A 16,763-nucleotide genomic window follows, 5' to 3' on the forward strand; every position below is an offset into this window, starting at 1 on the left:
GACGGTACTACGAGCAAACAGCTGTGCGTCGACGAGATTGTTGACCGGGTCGGGTAGCGGCCGCTTGGCCTCGTACAGGTTGGCGACAAGCGGGTGATCATGAAGGTTTCCTCCAACACCTGGCAAGTCCACGAGGGGTTGTACGCCGACTGATCGCAGATGCTCCGCGGGACCGATACCGCTGAGCAGCAACACTTTTGGCGATCCGATGACACCCGCGCTCAGCACCACTTCATTGTGCGCATAAACCCGTGTCAGCTGACCGTCGGACTTGCCGTACTCGACGCCGACCGCGCGACCGTCCTGAATCAAGACGCGGTGCACCAACGCATCCGTGGTAACCGTCAAGTTCGGGTTGTCGGCCACCGGCGCCACGAAGCTTTGCCAAGCGCTCATCCGTACACCGCCGCATGTGGTCGTCTGCACATAGCCGACGCCGGTCATCTCATGGGCGTTGAAATCCGTTATCGGCTTGTGGCCGGACGCAATTGCGGCGCTGACGAATGCGGCGGAAATGGGATGGATGGTCGATGCGCTGCTGACCGGCAACGGCCCATCGCCACCGTGGTACTCGCACGGTCCGAGGTCGTTGGCCTCTGAGCGTTTGAACAGCGGTAGCACGCTTCGCCACGACTAACCTGGGTCTCCGGTGTGGGTGGCCCATTTGTCGTAATCACTGGCGTGTCCGCGAACGTAGATCATGGCGTTCACAGCACTCGACCCGCCGAGCACTTTGCCACGAGGCCAGGGGATCTGCCGATTGTGCGCGTGCTGCTGTGCCGTGGTCGCCAGCCCCCAGTCGAGTGACCCGCGGACCATCAATTCGACCCACGCGTGCGGCGAGGCGATGGCAGGATCACAGTCGCCGGGGCCGGCCTCTATGACGTGCACACGATGACCCGCATCGAGCAATCGGCGTGTGATCACGCTGCCCGAGGCGCCGGCGCCGATGACGAGGTAGTCCGTTTCCATGTCGGTGTTCACGATGTGTTTCTCCTGTCGGGATTCATTTCGAGTTCGTTGCCGGGCGACGAGTTCACACCGGCGTGCGATCGACCTGGTGCTGCTAAGCGCGCGCGGCAGGCAGTCGCCACCCATTTCGCTTCGTGCCGCACGGATATCCGGATGCCTACTGGGCGACGGCCTCGATGACGCTCTGCGGCGTATCCACCGTCAGTACTGACGTACGCTTCAAACCGGCATGGTGCAGCAGGGCATCGAAATCCTTCAGCGAGCGTTCGCGCCCATCGGCAAGCACGTGCATGAGCAAGTCCACCAGCGTACCGAAGCTGTTGTGAGGGTCATCGCCGATGACGAATTCGATGATTGCAACGCGGCCGCCCGGTTCCATCGCCTCACGGCACCGGCGCAGAATTTTCACGGCCCTCTCATCGTCCCAGTCGTGCAGGATGTTCTTCAGTAGGTAGAGATCCCCCGTCGGAACGGACTCGAAGAAGTCGCCGCCAACGACGTCGGTGCGTTCGGCGAAACCGTTCCCCGCGAGCAGCGCCTTCGCAGTTTCGGCGATGTTCGGGCGGTCGAAGAGAATTCCCTGGAGCGCCGGGTTGGCCTGTTGGAGCAGTGTCAGCAACGTACCGTTGGCGCCGCCAACGTCCACCGCGCGACGAACATTGCGCGTATCGATCAGTTCAGCCAACGGCGACGCCCACAGCTCCGTGAAGCTGGTCATAGCGGCACTGAATTCGATTGCTAGCGCGGGGTTCTGCTCCAAATAGCTGAAGACATCCATGCCGAGGGTTTCGGCTGCCTGGTTGTGTCCGGTGCGCACTGACTCCGCGAACCTCATCCACGGCAACCAGAATGCGTCGTTGGTGGCCCCGATCGACAGCGCGCGCAGCGAGCGAGGTGCATCTGAGCGCAGTGTCTCGAGAACCTCGGTGCTGCCGAAGCGACCTGCGTCATCTACGGTGGTCAATCCCAGTCCGGCGCAGGCGCGCAGCAGCCGGAATGTGATGTGTGGAGAGGTGTGTTCGCGCTCGGCAATCTGGTCGGCGGTCAGCGGTCCGGCAGCCAAGTGATCGGCTATCGACAACCCGGCGACGGTGCGCACTACCTGGGTGGTACAGAAACCGAAGATCATCTCGAGCATGCGCTGGTGATGGTCAACGCGCGTCGAGGACGACGATTGTGACATGAGCTTCCTTTCGACGGTGGGCCGCGGCGACAACCCATCAACGGATCAATAGCCGATGTGGCTGGAACGCCTCAGACGAGAACCGACAGAATCGTTTCGACAGGCGCACACCGCAGCGCGGGTCCAGTGCCGCGGCGCGACCGGCCCATGTCTACGTCGACGTGCTTTTCCAAATAGAGGAGGGCAACCCGCATCCGAGCACCCTCTGCGGTCGCTGGCCCGACTGCCACGATTGTCGGCAGTGTGGTAACCGAATTCATGTCGTGTAGGGCCTCTTTCCGTCGTAGCTCAAGCGTGTCCAGACGGGATATGCCGCTGCCTAACGCGTATCTGGGTTCGGTCACATATCCAAGTACGCCGGGGAAGCGGATTAGGTCCCCGCCGTTCGCGTGCTGATCAAATCGACAGGAACGCGATATCGCAGGCAGGGGAGCGCGGCTTCATGCCCGTCGGCGGTGACTATGACCGTCGACGGGGGCAAACGCGATGACAGGGATCGTTCTGTCACCAGCCGCCGCCTGGTAGTCGCCATACGGCGACGCTGCCCCCTGCACCAGGGCGAACAGGCGGTCACGTTCGAGGCCTACGATTTCCTCTGCGGTGAAGCGGCGGTCGATGCCGCGCCCGAACAGCCTCACCTCGCGATTCGCTAGAACATTGTGGTACCACGCGGGATTGCGGCGCGAACCGAAGTTCGAAGCGATCACGATGATTCGCCCACTGTCGGTGAAGTACACGACCACGCTCGTCCGGGGCTTGCAGGAGCGAGCGCCGACATGGTGAATCAACAATGCAGGAAAAGGATGGACGAGGGAGATCCTGCCGCGCGTGAGCCGTAACAGTAGGGGGTCATACCGGCCGCCGAGCGAGCGCACCATCGCGATTCCGATCTTGGATGTCGCTAGTCGGGCCACGGCTCGATGGGCGGCAGATGTCCCGGGTTTCACATCGGGTATCGACATCTCGGCGATTCTAGGGAGTCGGCCCCACATTCCACGGTAATCATTTTCACACCCGAGGCACGGGACACATCCGAGGTGAAAAACGTCTTGATGGGTTACCTGAACGCATTGACTCTCAGGCGAATATCTCGACGCCGACCGGCGTATAGGACAGCATGGTGCACTTTGTCTTCAATGACCTCACGGTTCCAGTGATAGTCGCGCCGATGGCGGGTGGTCCATCGACGCCCCAATTATGCGCTGCTGCAACGAATTCTGGCGGGCTTGGCGTGGTTGCAGCCGGATTGCTGTCGACCGAAGCATGCGCCCACCAGGCTGCCGAGGTTCGGCGCTTATCGTCCGGGCCGCTGGCGGTGAATCTCTTTGTCCCAACACCGGTGGCGGCCATTCCGCAAGAGTTAGAGCAATATGCGGAACACCTTCGAATTGACGCCGCAAGATTCGGCGTCGAGGTGGGCCGGCCACGACACGACACCGACTGGCAACCCAAGCTCGACATGTTGTGTGATATCCGCCCGGACATGGTCTCCTTCACCTTCGGTTTGCCGAGCCCGGCGGAGGTGAAGCGGCTACAGGCGGTGGGGGCGAGCACTACGGCGACGGTGACCACGGTGGCCGAAGCGAGGATTGCGGCAGCGATCGGCGTTGATGCCCTGGTCACGCAAGGCCCCGAAGCGGGCGGTCATCGCGGCACCCTGGATCCGCGGGAGCAGCCGGCTACGGAGGCGCTCCCGGAACTTGTCGCAGCCGTGACCGCCAGCGTAGACATCCCCGTTGTAGGTGCCGGCGGCATCGCCACGGCTTCCGACGTTTCGACGATTCTAGGTTCGGGCGCAGCGGCCGTGCAGCTGGGTACGGCCTTCTTGCTCGCCGATGAGGCGGGTACGCATCAGGTGTACCGCGCTGCCCTGCAGAGTGACGAGTTCTCAGAAACGGTGGTGACCCGGTCGTTCACCGGGCGGTATGCGCGGGCAATTCGCAACCGGTTTACCGACGATCATTCCGATCAGGCACCGTTCGGCTTTCCCGAGATCGGCTTCATGACTGCGCCTTTGCTCGCCGCAGCGGCTGAGGCGGGTGATGCGCAGGGATTGAGCTTGTTCGCCGGCAGCCAATTCCGGCGAAGTCGTCCAGGGCCGGTTGCTGAGATCATGGGTCGTGTCACCGACGGGCTGTGCCGGCGGTAGGCTGAGGTTGCTCGAAGAATCGGGGGCGGGCGACAGTCAAGAACTCGGAGCAGCGCCTCCGCTTGCCCACCACAGCTCATTTCTTGTCATGCGAAGCCAGCGCAACGCAGTAGACGCAATATGACCCGTTGCGGCTCCTCAACTCTTGTTCCAGCCGAGAATCCTTGTCTGGCACGAAATTACTCGGCGTTGATCATAGGTAACAACCAGAACGCAGCTGCCCAAGCTTCTCCTGCATCGGATCTCACACATTCGCAGGAGCAGAGCGGTCCGAGCGCTCCTTTTCAGGCCCGGGCCGCGCTGGGAAGCACGCCGCTGGCGCAACACCATTCGCAAACTACGCAGAATGCGGTGCATTCATGAGGCCACGGTACGTCGCGGCACACCCATGAGCCTGGCCACCTCGCAATCGTCAAGATCTTGAAACGCCACGAGATACAGAGTCTTGCGCATATCCGGCGACAGCGATCGCTGCGGCGCGGTAATCCGTCGGCGAGAGACCGTATTGCGCCTTGAACTGCCGCGAGAAACGTGCGTGATCGGGCAACCCCCAGCTAGCGCCGATCGACCCTATCGATTGGTGGGCACGGGCCGGGTCGGCCAAGTACCTGCGACAGTGCTCAAGCCGTCGGAGACGAATCCACCCCGTCGCCGTGTGGCCCTCGGCTTCGAAGAGCTTTTGCAGAGTGCGGATCGAAATGTGATTGGCCGAAGCGATGCTCGCGATGTTCAACTTCGGGTCGCTGAGGCGACGCTCGATGTGGGCCTGGACACGAAGAATAGTTACTTTTCCATCATCGGTTTCCATGCAATCGGTACCGAGTTGTTCGGCGAACGATGCAGCGAGCAGGGCCAGGGTCGCGTCGGCCAGATGGCATGCGCCAGATTCGATTCCGTTGCCCGTTTGCGAAGCGAGTTTTTCGATGTACTCCGAAACCAGCAGTCCGATGCCCTGTCGGCCACTTATCGGTTGCAATGCCAAGCGTTCCAAGTGAGACGGGGACAGGCGCAGAACTTGACGCGGTATCAGGACGGCCGACATATGGAAGCCAGGTTTCCCGCTGATCTCATAGGGACGCGCGGTGTCATACAGGACGAACTGCCCCGCGGCCAAGGTGGCGTGTCGACCACCCTGCGAAAGCGTGCAGACACCCCCCGTTTGAACAACGACCTTGAGGAAGTCTGAGTCGCTGCGGGCGATGAGCCTACTGGTTCGATGCACATTGAATCGGCTGCCAGACCAGATTCTTTGCATCTGAACGAACCCGAGGTCGAGCGAGGCTACTCGCGCGCAAAAGCTATCGACACGGTCTGTAGTCAAATGCATCGGGACCGACTGTCGGAGCAGCGATCTACTGAGCGTTTGGTATTGCGCCTCGCCCGCGAAGACAGACGGGTTTGCGGTGGAGTCGAAGTCACGCTTCGAATGAACTGCTTGTGAGGCCACGGTGCACCACCTCCATCGATCTTGATACAGAACTGCCCTCACAATGGGCAACGAACCGTAACCAATGCTGGTGGTGTTTATGCACTGAGAGTCTGCTGGAAACCGGCGGACGCGTGGCCGTGCAGTTTTGAATGAGTTGCGCTGCCTACCGCCCGCTCCTAGTCCGACCCACCGAGATCACGTGCAGGAAAGAGGAAAGTAGCCTCGCGGCGCAGCGTTGCAAATGCGCCGTCGCGGTATTCGTCGTCGCCGCGCCAGAAGTGCGGTGGCTCGAGATCGATCGAACCGATCGGCACAATCGGTGGACCCGGCGCGGTGGAACCTGTCATGACGACGATGGTGTGTCTCCCAATGCCGCAGAGCAGTCCCGGCGAGAATGCGTGTTCTTACCCGAGCGATTCTGTGCCTATGGAGAATCTCGACTGACGGTGTCGAGGCCTGTGACGCTAAGCGGCGCTGCATATCTCATGCTGCTGCAACACCATTCGCAGACTACGCCGAATGCGGTGCATTCGTGAGGCCACGGTATGTCGCGATACACCCATTAGCCTGGCCACTTCGTGATAATCAAGATCTTGAAAAGCCACGAGATACAGAGTCTTGCGCATATCCAGCGACAGTGCGAGAACCGCGCGAAGCAACTCGGCGTTCACATCGCCGCACAGCACTTGGTCTTCGGCCGACAACCTCTGACCAACAGTTCCCGTCGACGCGGACGCTTCGTGTTCTGAATAGTCGGCAACGAGGTGCTCAACCGGCCGATGTCTAGAGGCCCGGTAGTTGGTAATCCACGTATTCCGCATGATCGTCAGCAGCCACGGCATACAAGGCCGGTGCTGATCAAACCGGGCAAATGCCTTGAAGGCCCGAAGAAGAGTCTCCTGGAGTAGGTCCTCAGCGTCGCTTGCGTTGCCGGCGTACTTCCAGGCGACCGCGCGAAGGTGGTCCACAAGCGGCATCACCTCTACTTCAAATCTGGCGCACCAAGCGGCGACCGGTCCAGCCCTTTCGCTACTAACAGGCTCATCGTTGGCTGAGACCATAGGAGCGTTCATCATCTACCTCTTCCCATAGTCGCTACCTCACACATGCGCCACAGCCGCCAAAAGCCGTGGACCGACCAGAGTTCCGTCTCCCGGAGGCAAGCTGGACTCCACACCCCGTGTTGGGCCGGCAGTAGTCGGCGGCCGAACTTCGACGACGGCACTCATGGCGTCGCGTCCGCTCCTGCAGCCGACGATGACGCCCCAACGACCAGCAGAGCCTGTCGCAAAGATCCGGCGCCATGTCGCTCGGAGTCCAATGCCGCGACGATGTGACCATCCGGCCTAACGACTAGAGCGTCGAAACGCCTTGCGGGTACTCCCGTCTCAAAAATGTCGCGTTCGGCGACCGCTACTGGCGAGAATGGAAGACCCTCAGCCGCAACGCACCACACTGGCGCGCTTTCTGATGTCATCAGCAGGGTGAGTTCATCGCGACTGATCAGATCCAGCGTCGAAACACGGCCTCCCCGCTCGCTAACCCAGCGATGCGGAAGGCGCCCACCCGAACGCGAAAAAGGCGCGCAGAAGTGCTGATCATTGCGGGCGGCCGGTAGCCCATCGGAGGAAACCGCGCCATCTGTATATCGCACCCGCAAGTCGCGTCCACAGGTGTGGTGGTGGGAACGCTGCCTTGTGATGGCTGCTCGAGCGCGGCGCCTTGCAGACCGCCCGACCCTGCCCGGCGAGATTCCCAGGAAGAAACGCTGGTACGCCAATCTGATCAGGCCGTGTAGGACCACACGCACGGGAGCCTGCGGTAACCACGTCGGCAGTGCGGCGACGGCACGAGGCAGCAGTCGTGCTGCTCGTCGCGGCAGGCCCAGCACGGCAACAACTTCTAACATGCCGTCCAGGCTTTCCATTGCCTCGGCGGCCATGGCGACACCGACGGGATGACGTTCCCGCTCATAGGTGTTCAGCAAGTCGTCACCGGCTCGCCCGGTGTGCACCCAGGCCAGTTTCCACGCCAAATTGTGGACATCTGCGATACCCGTATTGAGCCCCAGCGCGCTGTCGGGCGGAAACCGATGCGCTGCCTCACCAGCCAGGAAGGAGCGCCCTATCCGGTAGGTGGTGGCCACCTGCATTTGCACCGTCCACGACTCAACGGCCTTCACGTTGACTTCGATATTTCGGTCACCGATGGCGTCGAGGATGCGGTCGCGACAGGTCGCTGGAGGAAAATCGTCCAACGACTCGAAGGGGGGGAAATAGGGGAACTGAAACACGAGGTCGTTTGGCCCCCCGTGGATCAGGAGGGCGCCGACACCGTTGGCGCTGCGGGTCCACACCACCGGCCCGGACGCAGCGCGCGGGAGGGCCTCGAGTTCGCCGCTGAAGTGCACGCTGACCATGTGCTGCAACATCGGTCCGTGCGTCGCGACTCCCAATGCAAGCCGGACACTGCTGGATGGACCGTCGGTGGCCACGATGTAGTTGGCCACGATGACGTCACGGGTTCCAGTCGCGGCGTCTGCGACGCTGACCGTGACGCCGTCAGTGAAGTCCGTGTGCGACAGGTACTTCCAACCTGTTCGGAGATCGATGCGCGGATTCCCACGCAAGTGGAGCCACAACAACGGCGAGAGCAGATTCTCTGGCAGGTGAACCGCACGGGTCGGGCTGACAAAGTCACCAACGCCCATATGCATGTCTGGCAGTTCAGCCGGGTGCGCTGGCTCCATCTCGAGACCTGTCAGTGCCGAGCAGTGGGGAATGCCGCCCTTCTCGCGCATCATTTTGCTCAGCGCGAGGATGTCACCCTCCAGTCCGACCTCGCGCCAAATCTCCATCGACCGTGTCGAAACGACGTGCACGGCGGGCCCGCTGTATGCCTGTTGTTGTGCCTCGATCACGATGCACGAAAGTCCTTGTGATGCGAGAAGCAGAGCGGCTGTGGCACCTACCGGACCGGCTCCAACAACAATGACATCACAAGTGTCAGCGATCATTGATTCTCCAATAGTGGTTGTATGTTTCGTCCCGCACCGACAAGGCCGCTCAGTGAAGCATGGTGTTGGTGAAGGCACGCCAGTGAAGTGGGCCGACGCTGGCCAGTCCTCAAGCGCTCACTTGCGAATCCGTCGTAGAGCCGACCGCCCATGAGCCAAGCTGTCGCTGACGCCAGTATCGCGACGGGCGTCGCCGCTCCGCTTGTCTATGCGCGCACGACTATTGATCGGTAACGACCGCCGAACGGCATTCGGCGTGGTTTGCGAACGGTGTTGCACCAGCAGGAGATCGGCGGCCCCTCCTAGCGTCGCAGGCCTCGATACCGGACAGTCACAAGCCGTTGACCGCGGCGCGTTCACACCCCGCGATCAGCCGATTAACGACCACACCTATCGAATACGCGAGGATTTTGGCCAGGACCCAGCCGGTGCCGGGGACGCGTGGCTTGAATTGACCGGTCCAAACCAGGCGCGTCCCACCGTTTAGCTCATCGATGCGCACCTCTGCGCTGTACTCACGCGCCGGTAGTCCACGCAACGCCGTATACCGTTGATAGGAGGGCCGTGTGGCTTCCAGGATCTGCTCGTCGATGGTCAGTAGGCCGCGCAGGCCGCGTAGCCGACGAATCGCTCCGGCGCCCAACGGGTCTATCGGACCCAGCTGGACGACGTCAGAACGGTTGAAGACTGGAGCCCACTGATTCCACGCCGCTGCGTCGGCGAGGCGATCGTAAATCTTCTGGGCCGCAACGGTGGTATCCCGCTCGATCCGGAAGACGCTCCTAGTTCCCGCCGTCACGACCCCATTCACAAATTCCTCCTCAAGAAGGCGTCGGCGTTGTTGACGATGGGGTCGACGAACTCTGGCTTGTAGTACAAGTCGAAGTGGGTGGCGGCCTCCGCGACCATGATTTCCTTTTTGTCCGCCGGGATCTCCGCATAGAATTTTTGGAGTTTATCCACCGAATACCCGCCGTCGGCATACGCCATGAAGAACGGCTTGTTGATGAATCCTTTTATGTATTCGAAGGGGTTGTAGCGGCCAGTCATTATGTTACTTGCCCGATAGAAGTTGCCTTTGTTCTTCCAATTGGGCACATAGCCGGGCTGCCCCTCGCCTCCGTAGTACTCCTTCATTCCCACCTGCGTCTCCGTCGCGGGGATTATTTCCATCCACTTCTTGAACGGGACAATCGGTATGTAGAAGTAGACCCCGAACAGCTTGAAGAGGTTGATGATCGGGTCGGAAAGACCCATCAATACACTCACGACGGTCTTTCCCCCGAACGCTTTTGGATAGTCGATATGTGACGTCAGATACGGGCTGATCGCCACCGTCGCCTTGATGCGCGGATCCGCCGAGCTGGCGGCCGTCGCATGTCCGGCTCCCATGCAGATGCCGGCGCTGATGAGCTTGTCTTTATCAACTTCGGGCAGCGATGCGAGGTAGGTATACGCGTTCTTGTTGTCTGAAATGATCGAGAAGGGATCCTCCATTTGAGGAACGCCCTCGCTCTCGCCGTAGCCTTTTGGATCAAAAGCCAAGGTGACGTACCCCTTGCCCGCGAACTTCCGCGCGTACAGGCTTGCCGTTTGTTCCTTCACACCGCTCGCTGGTCGGGTAATGACCATCCCAGGCAGCTTTTCCCCTGCGCTGATTCCGTCGGGAGTGAAGAGAAGGCCTGCGATTTTCTTGCCATCGCTGTCGAACGTGACCTTCTTCTCCGTCACTCCCGAAACTTCGCGGCCCATGGGTTGGCTCCTTCGTGAAATCTTTGAGTAGATTCGCTTGTCGATCGTGTTGTTGAGACTGCGGTGTGGGGGAGAAGTTTTACGTCGATTCCCAGAACACGCGGGGCCGGACGCGATTCCCTTCATTCGCGACGATGCAGTGTCGGCAATGATATGAGGATCCCGAGCGCCCATCTTTGTCCGATCGCGCCACATCGACGTTCGATCGCGCCAGCCTCGTCGGAGCGGCGACGCGTTGCGGTGCTTCGTGGTATCTGATCGCAGCCCGGTCCGGCTCCGCGCCTGGTTTGTCGGGTTGCGCCGCTTCGCAAGCTTTTCCATGCGCCTGGCGTATACACAGATGCCGTCCCTCGGGTCCGGATCCGCCGATGGCGTGCTTGCCGGGACGCGGGGACCGAGCTCGTCGGCCATGCCGCGGAGCCCTGGGTGACGTGCGAAAGAACTGAGTACCCAACGTCAGATCAATGGAAGGACCTCGATGGTCGGTTTTCACGCCCTCAACCATGTCGCCGTGACCGTAAGCGATCTGACGGTCAGCGGGCCCTGGTATCGCGCGCTGATCGGTACGGAGCCTGCGATCGACGAGCACACCGGCGCAGGGTTTCACCATCAGGTGTGGATCTTTGAGGACGGTTCCGCGTTTGGCATTCACCAGCATGACGAGCGAGCCGATAGTGAGGGATTCAGCGAGTTTCGGGTTGGGCTGGATCATATCGGCTTCGGTTGCTCCGCCAGGAGCGAGTTAGAAGCCTGGGTACGGCGCCTCGACGAGCTAGGCATCGAACACTGCGGCATTGTGGATGCGCCCTATGGATCGGCGCTCAGTTTCCGTGATCCAGACGGTATCGCGCTGGAATTCTTCGCATTTCCGGGTTGACAGCGTGCACGGTTGTCGCGTGTGCGCGTTGACTCTGCGCTGAGGGCGGCCGTTTCGGGCAGTTCGACGCCGTAGATGCAGAGTCAACGCAACGTCGGCGCGCCGTCCCAGACCCGGTTCGAGCGGACCGTGTCCAACCGGTAGTCGGTGACCCGGATATCGAACAGTCGCGAGCCGAGATCGCGTGCGCATGCCAGCGGGTCGCTGGGGTCACGCACGATCTCGCCGCGGCTGTTTGCATTTCCGACGACAACCCCGACCAGGTCCTGGTTCAGGTAACGGGTCAGCTCCTGGAACTGCGCGATGACGCCTTGGGTCGCTCCGAGATAGCTCTCCTCGCAGGAGATCAGTACGCCGATCTTCTTGTGCATGATCCCGTTGACCACCCGGTCCTGCTGCGGAGCGCTGTTGGCGGTGTAGCAGAACAACCGGTCGAAGACGGTCTTGAGTCGGCCTGGCATGCCGTAGAAGTACAGCGGCATCGCGAAGATGATGCCGTCCGATGGCAGCATGTGGTCGATCAGCAGCTCTTCGTAGCGGTCGTCCAGCGAGCAGCTGCCGTCGGACAGGCGGCACCGCCGGCAGTTGCCGAGCATCCGTTGCACGTGCTCGTCGAGGAAAAGGTGCTCGACATGGTGCCCGGCTCGCTGTGCGCCCTCGACGGCGGCGCGCGCGAGGATGTGCGAGTTGCCGTCTTCGCGCGGGCTGGCGCTCACCACGAGTGTCTCCATGTGGCGTACCAACCTGTCGGCCTGCCCGTTTGTTTCCGGCGCGTTTACTCCGGTTGCGAGTTAGCGACGTGGGCATGACTGTATGACGGTGACAGTCACCGAACCCACCGTCCAGAGCGACGGCAGCTACCGCGACCAGGTCGTCGCCGTAGAACCCGGCGGCAACGAATACATCGCCGAGGCCGATCGCCACGGCAAACCCAGCCAGTTGTTCTGGACCTGGACCTCGCCCAACCTCGAATTCGCGACGATCTTCGTCGGCGTGCTGGCGGTGGCGGCGTTCGGCATGAGCTTCTGGCAGGCGGTCCTCGGCATCGTGATCGGCACCGGGCTTGGCGCGATCGCGCACTACTTCCTGTCCGCGCGCGGACCCTTGCACGGAGTGCCACAGATGGTGCTGGGCCGACTTCCGTTCGGGTTCAAGGGCAACGCTGTGCCCGCGGTGCTGATGTCGATCACCGCCGGGGTCGGCTGGTTCGCCACCAACAGCGTCAGCGGCGCCTACGCGCTGGCCACCCTGTTTGGTTTCGCCCCGCTGGTCGGACTGGTGATCATCGTGCTGCTGCAGACCGCGCTGGCGTTCTTCGGGCACAACCTGGTGCAGGCCTTCGAGCGTTGGACGTTCCCGGTGCTCGCCGTGATCTTCGCGGTCGCGTCGGTGGTCATCCTGTCCAAAGCGCACCTCGGCGCTCCCGCCGCGGGCGGCGTCGGCGGCATGGGGGGATTCCTGCTGACCGTCGGCACCGCATTCGGTTACGCGGCGGGGTGGACGCCCTACGCAGCCGACTACACCCGCTACCTGCCCGCCTCTGTGTCGACCGCCCGTACCGGATTCTTCGCGGCCGCAGGGCTGTTCGTGTCGTGCGTGTTCCTCGAGGTGGTCGGCGCGGCATCGGTCACCATCGGCGGTGACTCGCTGGACAATCCGACCGCCGAGTTCACCAGCCAGTTGGCCTCGCCGCTGGCCAAGGCGACGCTGCTGGCCATCGCGATCGGCGCCGTCGCCGCCAATGCCATCAACATCTATTCGGGCGCAATGGCTTTCGTGACGCTTGGCATCAAACTTCCGCATCACGTCGCCAGGGCCGTCGTCACCGTGTTCTTCGGCGTGGCGGGCTTTCTGGTGGCCTCGTGGGCGCTGCCCGACGCCGCCCAGAGTTATGAGGCGTTCCTGCTCATCATCGCCTACTGGATCGGACCGTGGCTCGGCGTGGTGTTCGCCGACCAGTATCTGCGCCGCGGCCAGGCCGTCGCAGGCTTCCTCTACGACCGCTCGTATGCGAATTGGAACGGCCTGCTGTCGTTCGTGATCGGGTTGGCGGTGTCGGTGGCGTTGTTCTCCAACCAGGAGAAGTTCGTCGGCTTCGTCGCCAAGGCGTGCCCGGCACTGGGTGACGTCACGTTCTTCGTCGGGTTCCTGTTGGCCGGGGCCGCCTATCTGACGCTGTGCAGGTCCAAGATCGCCGCGGAGCGGGTGGTCGGCTAGATGGACGCCGACGCGATGCTCGAGGTCGCCTACCAGGAGGCCCTAAAAGGGTTGGCGGAAGGCGGTATTCCGATCGGTGCCGCGCTGTTCACCGCCGATGGGGTGCTGCTCGGCAGCGGCCACAACCGGCGGGTGCAGCAGGACGATCCGTCGATACATGCCGAGACCGACGCGTTTCGGGCTGCGGGACGGCAACGCGACTACCGGTCGGCGGTGATGGTGACGACGTTGTCGCCGTGCTGGTACTGCAGCGGACTGGTGCGCCAGTTCAACATCGGGGCGGTGGTGATTGGGGAGAGCCGCACCTTCACCGGCGGGCACGACTGGCTGGCAGAGCACGGCGTAGCGGTCACGGTGCTCGACGACGAGCGGTGTGTGACGATGATGGCGGACTTCATCGCGGCCAACCCGCAACTCTGGAACGAGGACATAGGGATCAGTGAGTGATTGCGACCGTTGACATTTCGCATTGGCGCGAGGGTGCGGCGGCTGCCGACAGGGTGGCCGTGGCAGTTGATGAGGGATTGCAGCGTGCGGGTTTCATCCTGGTCACCGGGCATGGCATAGACCCGTCGTTACCGGCGGAGGTGCGCGCCGCCGCGCGCGAGTTCTTCGCGCTGCCCGATGAGGTCAAGCAGCGCTACGCCGTGTCGGTCGCCGGCCACGGTTGGCTGCCGCCCGGGGTCGAGGCGAACGCGTACGCCGAGGGCACCGAGACGCCGCCGGACCTGAAGGAGAGCTACAGCCTGGGCGCCGAAACGACGACCGGCGACCCCGAGGTGGACCGGGTGTGGTTCGCACCGAACGTCTGGCCCGACGAGGTCCCGTCGTTGCAGCGGCTGGTCGGCCAGTACACCGCCGCCATGCGCCGGTTGGCCGACGATCTGCTGGCGTTGTTCGCCTATGCGCTGAAGCTGCCGGACAACCCGTTCGCCGCCCTGGCCGACCGGCCGACCTGGACCATGAACATCAACCACTATCCGCCGGTCAGCGTCGTCGGCGAACCCGAACCCGGGCAGTTCCGCATCGGACCGCACACCGACTTCGGCACGGTGACCATTCTCGACCGCGAACCGGGCGCCGGTGGCCTGCAAGTGTATTCGGACGACGACGACTGGAGCGATGCCCCGTACGACCCCGACGCGCTGACCGTCAACATCGGCGACCTGTTGGAGTACTGGAGCGGGCGACGCTGGCCGTCGGGCAGGCATCGGGTGCTGCCACCGCAACCGCACGCGCCCGAGGAGGACCTGGTGTCGCTGGTCTACTTCTACGAGGCCAACCACGACGCGGTCGTCACGCCGCTGAAGCCGCCCATCGGGCGGGTGTCGGGGCTGGGGCCGGTGACGTCGTCGGCATTCATCAAGGAGCGCTTGGACGCCATCACCGTCGGCTGAAACGCCAGGCAAGTGACCGCAAAATGCCACTTTTTCGCGGCGTGTCGCGGACAAACACGGGCGCTCGCGGGAGGGGCGGGTGCACGTTCTGCCAGAATGGCCGCCATGCGCGTCTACCTGGGCTCTGACCACGCGGGCTTCGAACTCAAACAGGCAGTCATCGAGCACCTCAGCAAGAACGGCCACGACCCGGTCGACTGCGGCGCCTACGTCTACGACGCCGAGGACGACTATCCGGCGTTCTGCATCGCGGCCGCGGAGAAGACGGTCGCCGACCCGGGCAGCCTCGGCATCGTGATCGGTGGTTCGGGCAACGGTGAGCAGATGGCCGCGAACAAGGTGCCAGGGGTGCGCTGCGCGCTGGCATGGAGCGTGGAGACCGCAACGCTGGCCCGCGAGCACAACAACGCCCAGGTGATGGGCATCGGCGGCCGCATGCACACGCTGGAGCAGGCGTTGGAGATCATCGACGCGTTCCTGGCGGCCGAGTGGTCGAAAGCCGAACGGCACCAACGCCGTATCGACATCTTGGCCGAGTACGAGAAGACGCACGTCGCGCCACCGGTGCCCGGCGCACCGGCCTGAGGCATGCCCGAAGGCCACACCCTGCACCGGCTGGCCCGGCTGCATCAGCGCCGGTTCGGACGTGCCCCCGTGATGGTGTCCAGCCCGCAGGGCAGGTTCATCGACGGCGCCGCCTCGGTCAACGGGCGGGTGCTCAAGAAGGCCAGCGCATGGGGCAAGCACCTGTTCCACCATTACGAGGGCGGCCGGGTGGTGCACGTGCACCTCGGCCTGTACGGCACGTTCACCGAGGTGCCGATCCCCATGCCGCTGCCGGTCGGCCAGGTGCGAATGCGGATGATCGGCACCGAGTACGGCACCGATCTGCGTGGCCCGACGGTGTGCGAGGTGATCGAGGAGCCCGAAGTCGCCGAGGTGGTCGCCAGGCTGGGGCCGGATCCGTTGCGGCCGGACGCCGATGGCTCGCTGGCGTGGGCGCGAATCTGCAAGTCCCGGAGGCCGATTGGGGCCTTGCTGATGGACCAGACGGTGATCGCCGGGGTCGGCAACGTGTACCGCAACGAACTGTTGTTCCGCCATCGCATCGACCCGTATCGGCTTGGCACACGCGTCGACGAGGCCGAGTTCGAGGCGATGTGGACGGATCTGGTCGCGCTGATGAAGGTCGGGTTGCGGCGCGGCAAGATCATCACGGTGCGACCCGAGGACGACCACGGTCTGCCGTCGTATGCGCCGGGGCGCCCGCGCACGTACGTCTACCGCAGGGCCGGGGAACCGTGCCGGGTGTGCGGCACCACGATCCGCACCGCCGAACTCGAGGGCCGCAATCTGTTCTGGTGTCCGACCGACCAGACGTAGTTCGCTGGACTCGCGTCCGGGCGCACAGGCGTATTTGGCGAATTAGCGACGGCGTTGAGTTTGAATTTGCTCTCGACAAGAGAGCCGCGCGCGTATCGCCTGAATTACCTGATACGGGTGTTCAGTCAGCGGATACCGTGTTTGCGGATGGAAACGCTGCGCGAATTCGAGTATTTGCTGTCGCTTGGCAAACAACGAGTTCAAAGGGGTTGAATATGTCCAAGCGCAGTTCCTATCGAGGTAGCGGGTCGCATCGTCGATGGAAGAAGGGGCGTCCGTTCGACGCAACGGCGGCGCCGGCGCGTCCGGTGATGCAGGCGGTAGCGGCGGAGGCGACGCCTGACGCGGCAACGCAGGAGAGGACTCTGGCGACGTCACCCACTCGACG

16 protein-coding genes and 1 pseudogene are annotated in these 16,763 nt (G+C 62.8%); 7 read left to right on the forward strand and 10 right to left on the reverse strand.

The window, feature by feature from the left end; genetic code table 11:
• Positions 1-102: 102 nt before the first annotated feature.
• The 3 genes and pseudogenes from C1A30_RS35935 to C1A30_RS01845 form a co-directional block, all read right to left on the reverse strand.
• Positions 103-1,098 (reverse strand): annotated as a pseudogene (locus C1A30_RS35935) (GMC family oxidoreductase); the annotation flags it as partial.
• Positions 1,099-1,129: 31 nt separating this feature from the next.
• Positions 1,130-2,110, reverse strand: coding sequence for a methyltransferase (locus C1A30_RS01840; protein ID WP_160112671.1), 981 nt, complete (start codon positions 2,108-2,110; stop codon positions 1,130-1,132).
• A 485-nt stretch (positions 2,111-2,595) separates the two neighbouring features.
• On the reverse strand, positions 2,596-3,117 hold the full coding sequence (locus tag C1A30_RS01845) for a nitroreductase family deazaflavin-dependent oxidoreductase (RefSeq protein WP_160112672.1): 522 nt from the start codon (positions 3,115-3,117) through the stop codon (positions 2,596-2,598).
• Positions 3,118-3,272: 155 nt separating this feature from the next.
• Here C1A30_RS01845 and C1A30_RS01850 point away from each other — a divergent pair, with 155 nt between their 5' ends.
• Positions 3,273-4,304, forward strand: a complete 1,032-nt coding sequence (locus C1A30_RS01850; RefSeq protein WP_101946560.1) for a nitronate monooxygenase — start codon at positions 3,273-3,275, stop codon at positions 4,302-4,304.
• A gap of 412 nt (positions 4,305-4,716) precedes the next feature.
• Here C1A30_RS01850 and C1A30_RS01855 read toward each other — a convergent pair whose 3' ends face one another.
• From C1A30_RS01855 to C1A30_RS01875, 6 genes are all read right to left on the reverse strand, one after another.
• The gene (locus C1A30_RS01855) at positions 4,717-5,751 is read right to left on the reverse strand and encodes a helix-turn-helix domain-containing protein (RefSeq protein ID WP_101946561.1); all 1,035 of its coding nucleotides are present in this window, start codon (positions 5,749-5,751) and stop codon (positions 4,717-4,719) included.
• Positions 5,752-5,909: 158 nt separating this feature from the next.
• A complete protein-coding gene (locus C1A30_RS35510; RefSeq protein ID WP_160112673.1) occupies positions 5,910-6,080 on the reverse strand; it encodes a hypothetical protein in 171 nt (56 codons plus the stop codon).
• Positions 6,081-6,197: 117 nt separating this feature from the next.
• Positions 6,198-6,710, reverse strand: coding sequence for an RNA polymerase sigma factor (locus tag C1A30_RS01860; RefSeq protein WP_160112674.1), 513 nt, complete (start codon positions 6,708-6,710; stop codon positions 6,198-6,200).
• Between the two features lie 248 nt (positions 6,711-6,958).
• Positions 6,959-8,749, reverse strand: coding sequence for an FAD-dependent monooxygenase (locus tag C1A30_RS01865; RefSeq protein ID WP_101946563.1), 1,791 nt, complete (start codon positions 8,747-8,749; stop codon positions 6,959-6,961).
• 331 nt (positions 8,750-9,080) lie between these two features.
• Positions 9,081-9,560 carry an SRPBCC family protein gene (locus C1A30_RS01870; RefSeq protein ID WP_160112675.1) on the reverse strand — a complete coding sequence of 160 codons (480 nt, stop codon included), beginning with the start codon at positions 9,558-9,560 and terminating at the stop codon, positions 9,081-9,083.
• The gene (locus tag C1A30_RS01875; RefSeq protein WP_160112676.1) at positions 9,557-10,501 is read right to left on the reverse strand and encodes an alpha/beta hydrolase; all 945 of its coding nucleotides are present in this window, start codon (positions 10,499-10,501) and stop codon (positions 9,557-9,559) included. Before C1A30_RS01875 ends, C1A30_RS01870 begins: the two co-directional genes overlap by 4 nt.
• Positions 10,502-10,979: 478 nt before the next feature.
• Here C1A30_RS01875 and C1A30_RS01880 point away from each other — a divergent pair, with 478 nt between their 5' ends.
• Positions 10,980-11,378, forward strand: a complete 399-nt coding sequence (locus C1A30_RS01880) for a VOC family protein (RefSeq protein WP_101946566.1) — start codon at positions 10,980-10,982, stop codon at positions 11,376-11,378.
• A gap of 83 nt (positions 11,379-11,461) precedes the next feature.
• Here C1A30_RS01880 and C1A30_RS01885 read toward each other — a convergent pair whose 3' ends face one another.
• Positions 11,462-12,109, reverse strand: a complete 648-nt coding sequence (locus C1A30_RS01885; protein ID WP_101946567.1) for a flavodoxin family protein — start codon at positions 12,107-12,109, stop codon at positions 11,462-11,464.
• Between the two features lie 82 nt (positions 12,110-12,191).
• Between C1A30_RS01885 and C1A30_RS01890 the strand changes: the two genes are divergently transcribed.
• From C1A30_RS01890 to C1A30_RS01910, 5 genes are all read left to right on the forward strand, one after another.
• The gene (locus C1A30_RS01890) at positions 12,192-13,595 is read left to right on the forward strand and encodes a cytosine permease (RefSeq protein ID WP_101946568.1); all 1,404 of its coding nucleotides are present in this window, start codon (positions 12,192-12,194) and stop codon (positions 13,593-13,595) included.
• Positions 13,596-14,042 (forward strand): nucleoside deaminase, encoded by a 447-nt coding sequence (locus C1A30_RS01895; RefSeq protein ID WP_101946569.1) that lies wholly within the window; start codon positions 13,596-13,598, stop codon positions 14,040-14,042.
• Positions 14,039-14,992, forward strand: coding sequence for an isopenicillin N synthase family oxygenase (locus C1A30_RS01900; RefSeq protein ID WP_101946570.1), 954 nt, complete (start codon positions 14,039-14,041; stop codon positions 14,990-14,992). Before C1A30_RS01895 ends, C1A30_RS01900 begins: the two co-directional genes overlap by 4 nt.
• Before the next feature lie 105 nt (positions 14,993-15,097).
• The gene (locus tag C1A30_RS01905; protein ID WP_101946639.1) at positions 15,098-15,577 is read left to right on the forward strand and encodes a ribose-5-phosphate isomerase; all 480 of its coding nucleotides are present in this window, start codon (positions 15,098-15,100) and stop codon (positions 15,575-15,577) included.
• A gap of 3 nt (positions 15,578-15,580) precedes the next feature.
• The gene (locus C1A30_RS01910) at positions 15,581-16,375 is read left to right on the forward strand and encodes an Fpg/Nei family DNA glycosylase (RefSeq protein WP_101946571.1); all 795 of its coding nucleotides are present in this window, start codon (positions 15,581-15,583) and stop codon (positions 16,373-16,375) included.
• Positions 16,376-16,763: the final 388 nt, after the last annotated feature.

The organism is Mycobacterium sp. 3519A, assembly GCF_900240945.1.
In the GTDB taxonomy this organism is placed as follows: Bacteria; Actinomycetota; Actinomycetes; order Mycobacteriales; family Mycobacteriaceae; genus Mycobacterium.

What these genes read in the sequence shown, in the direction of transcription:
- C1A30_RS01860 (WP_160112674.1), bottom strand. Translation starts at nt 6,710, where the DNA reads ATGCCGCTTGTGGACCACCTTCGCGCGGTCGCCTGGAAGTACGCCGGC.
- C1A30_RS01845 (WP_160112672.1), bottom strand. Translation starts at nt 3,117, where the DNA reads ATGTCGATACCCGATGTGAAACCCGGGACATCTGCCGCCCATCGAGCC.
- C1A30_RS01895 (WP_101946569.1), top strand. Translation starts at nt 13,596, where the DNA reads ATGGACGCCGACGCGATGCTCGAGGTCGCCTACCAGGAGGCCCTAAAA.
- C1A30_RS01850 (WP_101946560.1), top strand. Translation starts at nt 3,273, where the DNA reads ATGGTGCACTTTGTCTTCAATGACCTCACGGTTCCAGTGATAGTCGCG.
- C1A30_RS35510 (WP_160112673.1), bottom strand. Translation starts at nt 6,080, where the DNA reads ATGACAGGTTCCACCGCGCCGGGTCCACCGATTGTGCCGATCGGTTCG.
- C1A30_RS01875 (WP_160112676.1), bottom strand. Translation starts at nt 10,501, where the DNA reads ATGGGCCGCGAAGTTTCGGGAGTGACGGAGAAGAAGGTCACGTTCGAC.
- C1A30_RS01890 (WP_101946568.1), top strand. Translation starts at nt 12,192, where the DNA reads ATGACGGTGACAGTCACCGAACCCACCGTCCAGAGCGACGGCAGCTAC.
- C1A30_RS01880 (WP_101946566.1), top strand. Translation starts at nt 10,980, where the DNA reads ATGGTCGGTTTTCACGCCCTCAACCATGTCGCCGTGACCGTAAGCGAT.
- C1A30_RS01885 (WP_101946567.1), bottom strand. Translation starts at nt 12,109, where the DNA reads ATGGAGACACTCGTGGTGAGCGCCAGCCCGCGCGAAGACGGCAACTCG.
- C1A30_RS01865 (WP_101946563.1), bottom strand. Translation starts at nt 8,749, where the DNA reads ATGATCGCTGACACTTGTGATGTCATTGTTGTTGGAGCCGGTCCGGTA.
- C1A30_RS01910 (WP_101946571.1), top strand. Translation starts at nt 15,581, where the DNA reads ATGCCCGAAGGCCACACCCTGCACCGGCTGGCCCGGCTGCATCAGCGC.
- C1A30_RS01840 (WP_160112671.1), bottom strand. Translation starts at nt 2,110, where the DNA reads ATGCTCGAGATGATCTTCGGTTTCTGTACCACCCAGGTAGTGCGCACC.
- C1A30_RS01905 (WP_101946639.1), top strand. Translation starts at nt 15,098, where the DNA reads ATGCGCGTCTACCTGGGCTCTGACCACGCGGGCTTCGAACTCAAACAG.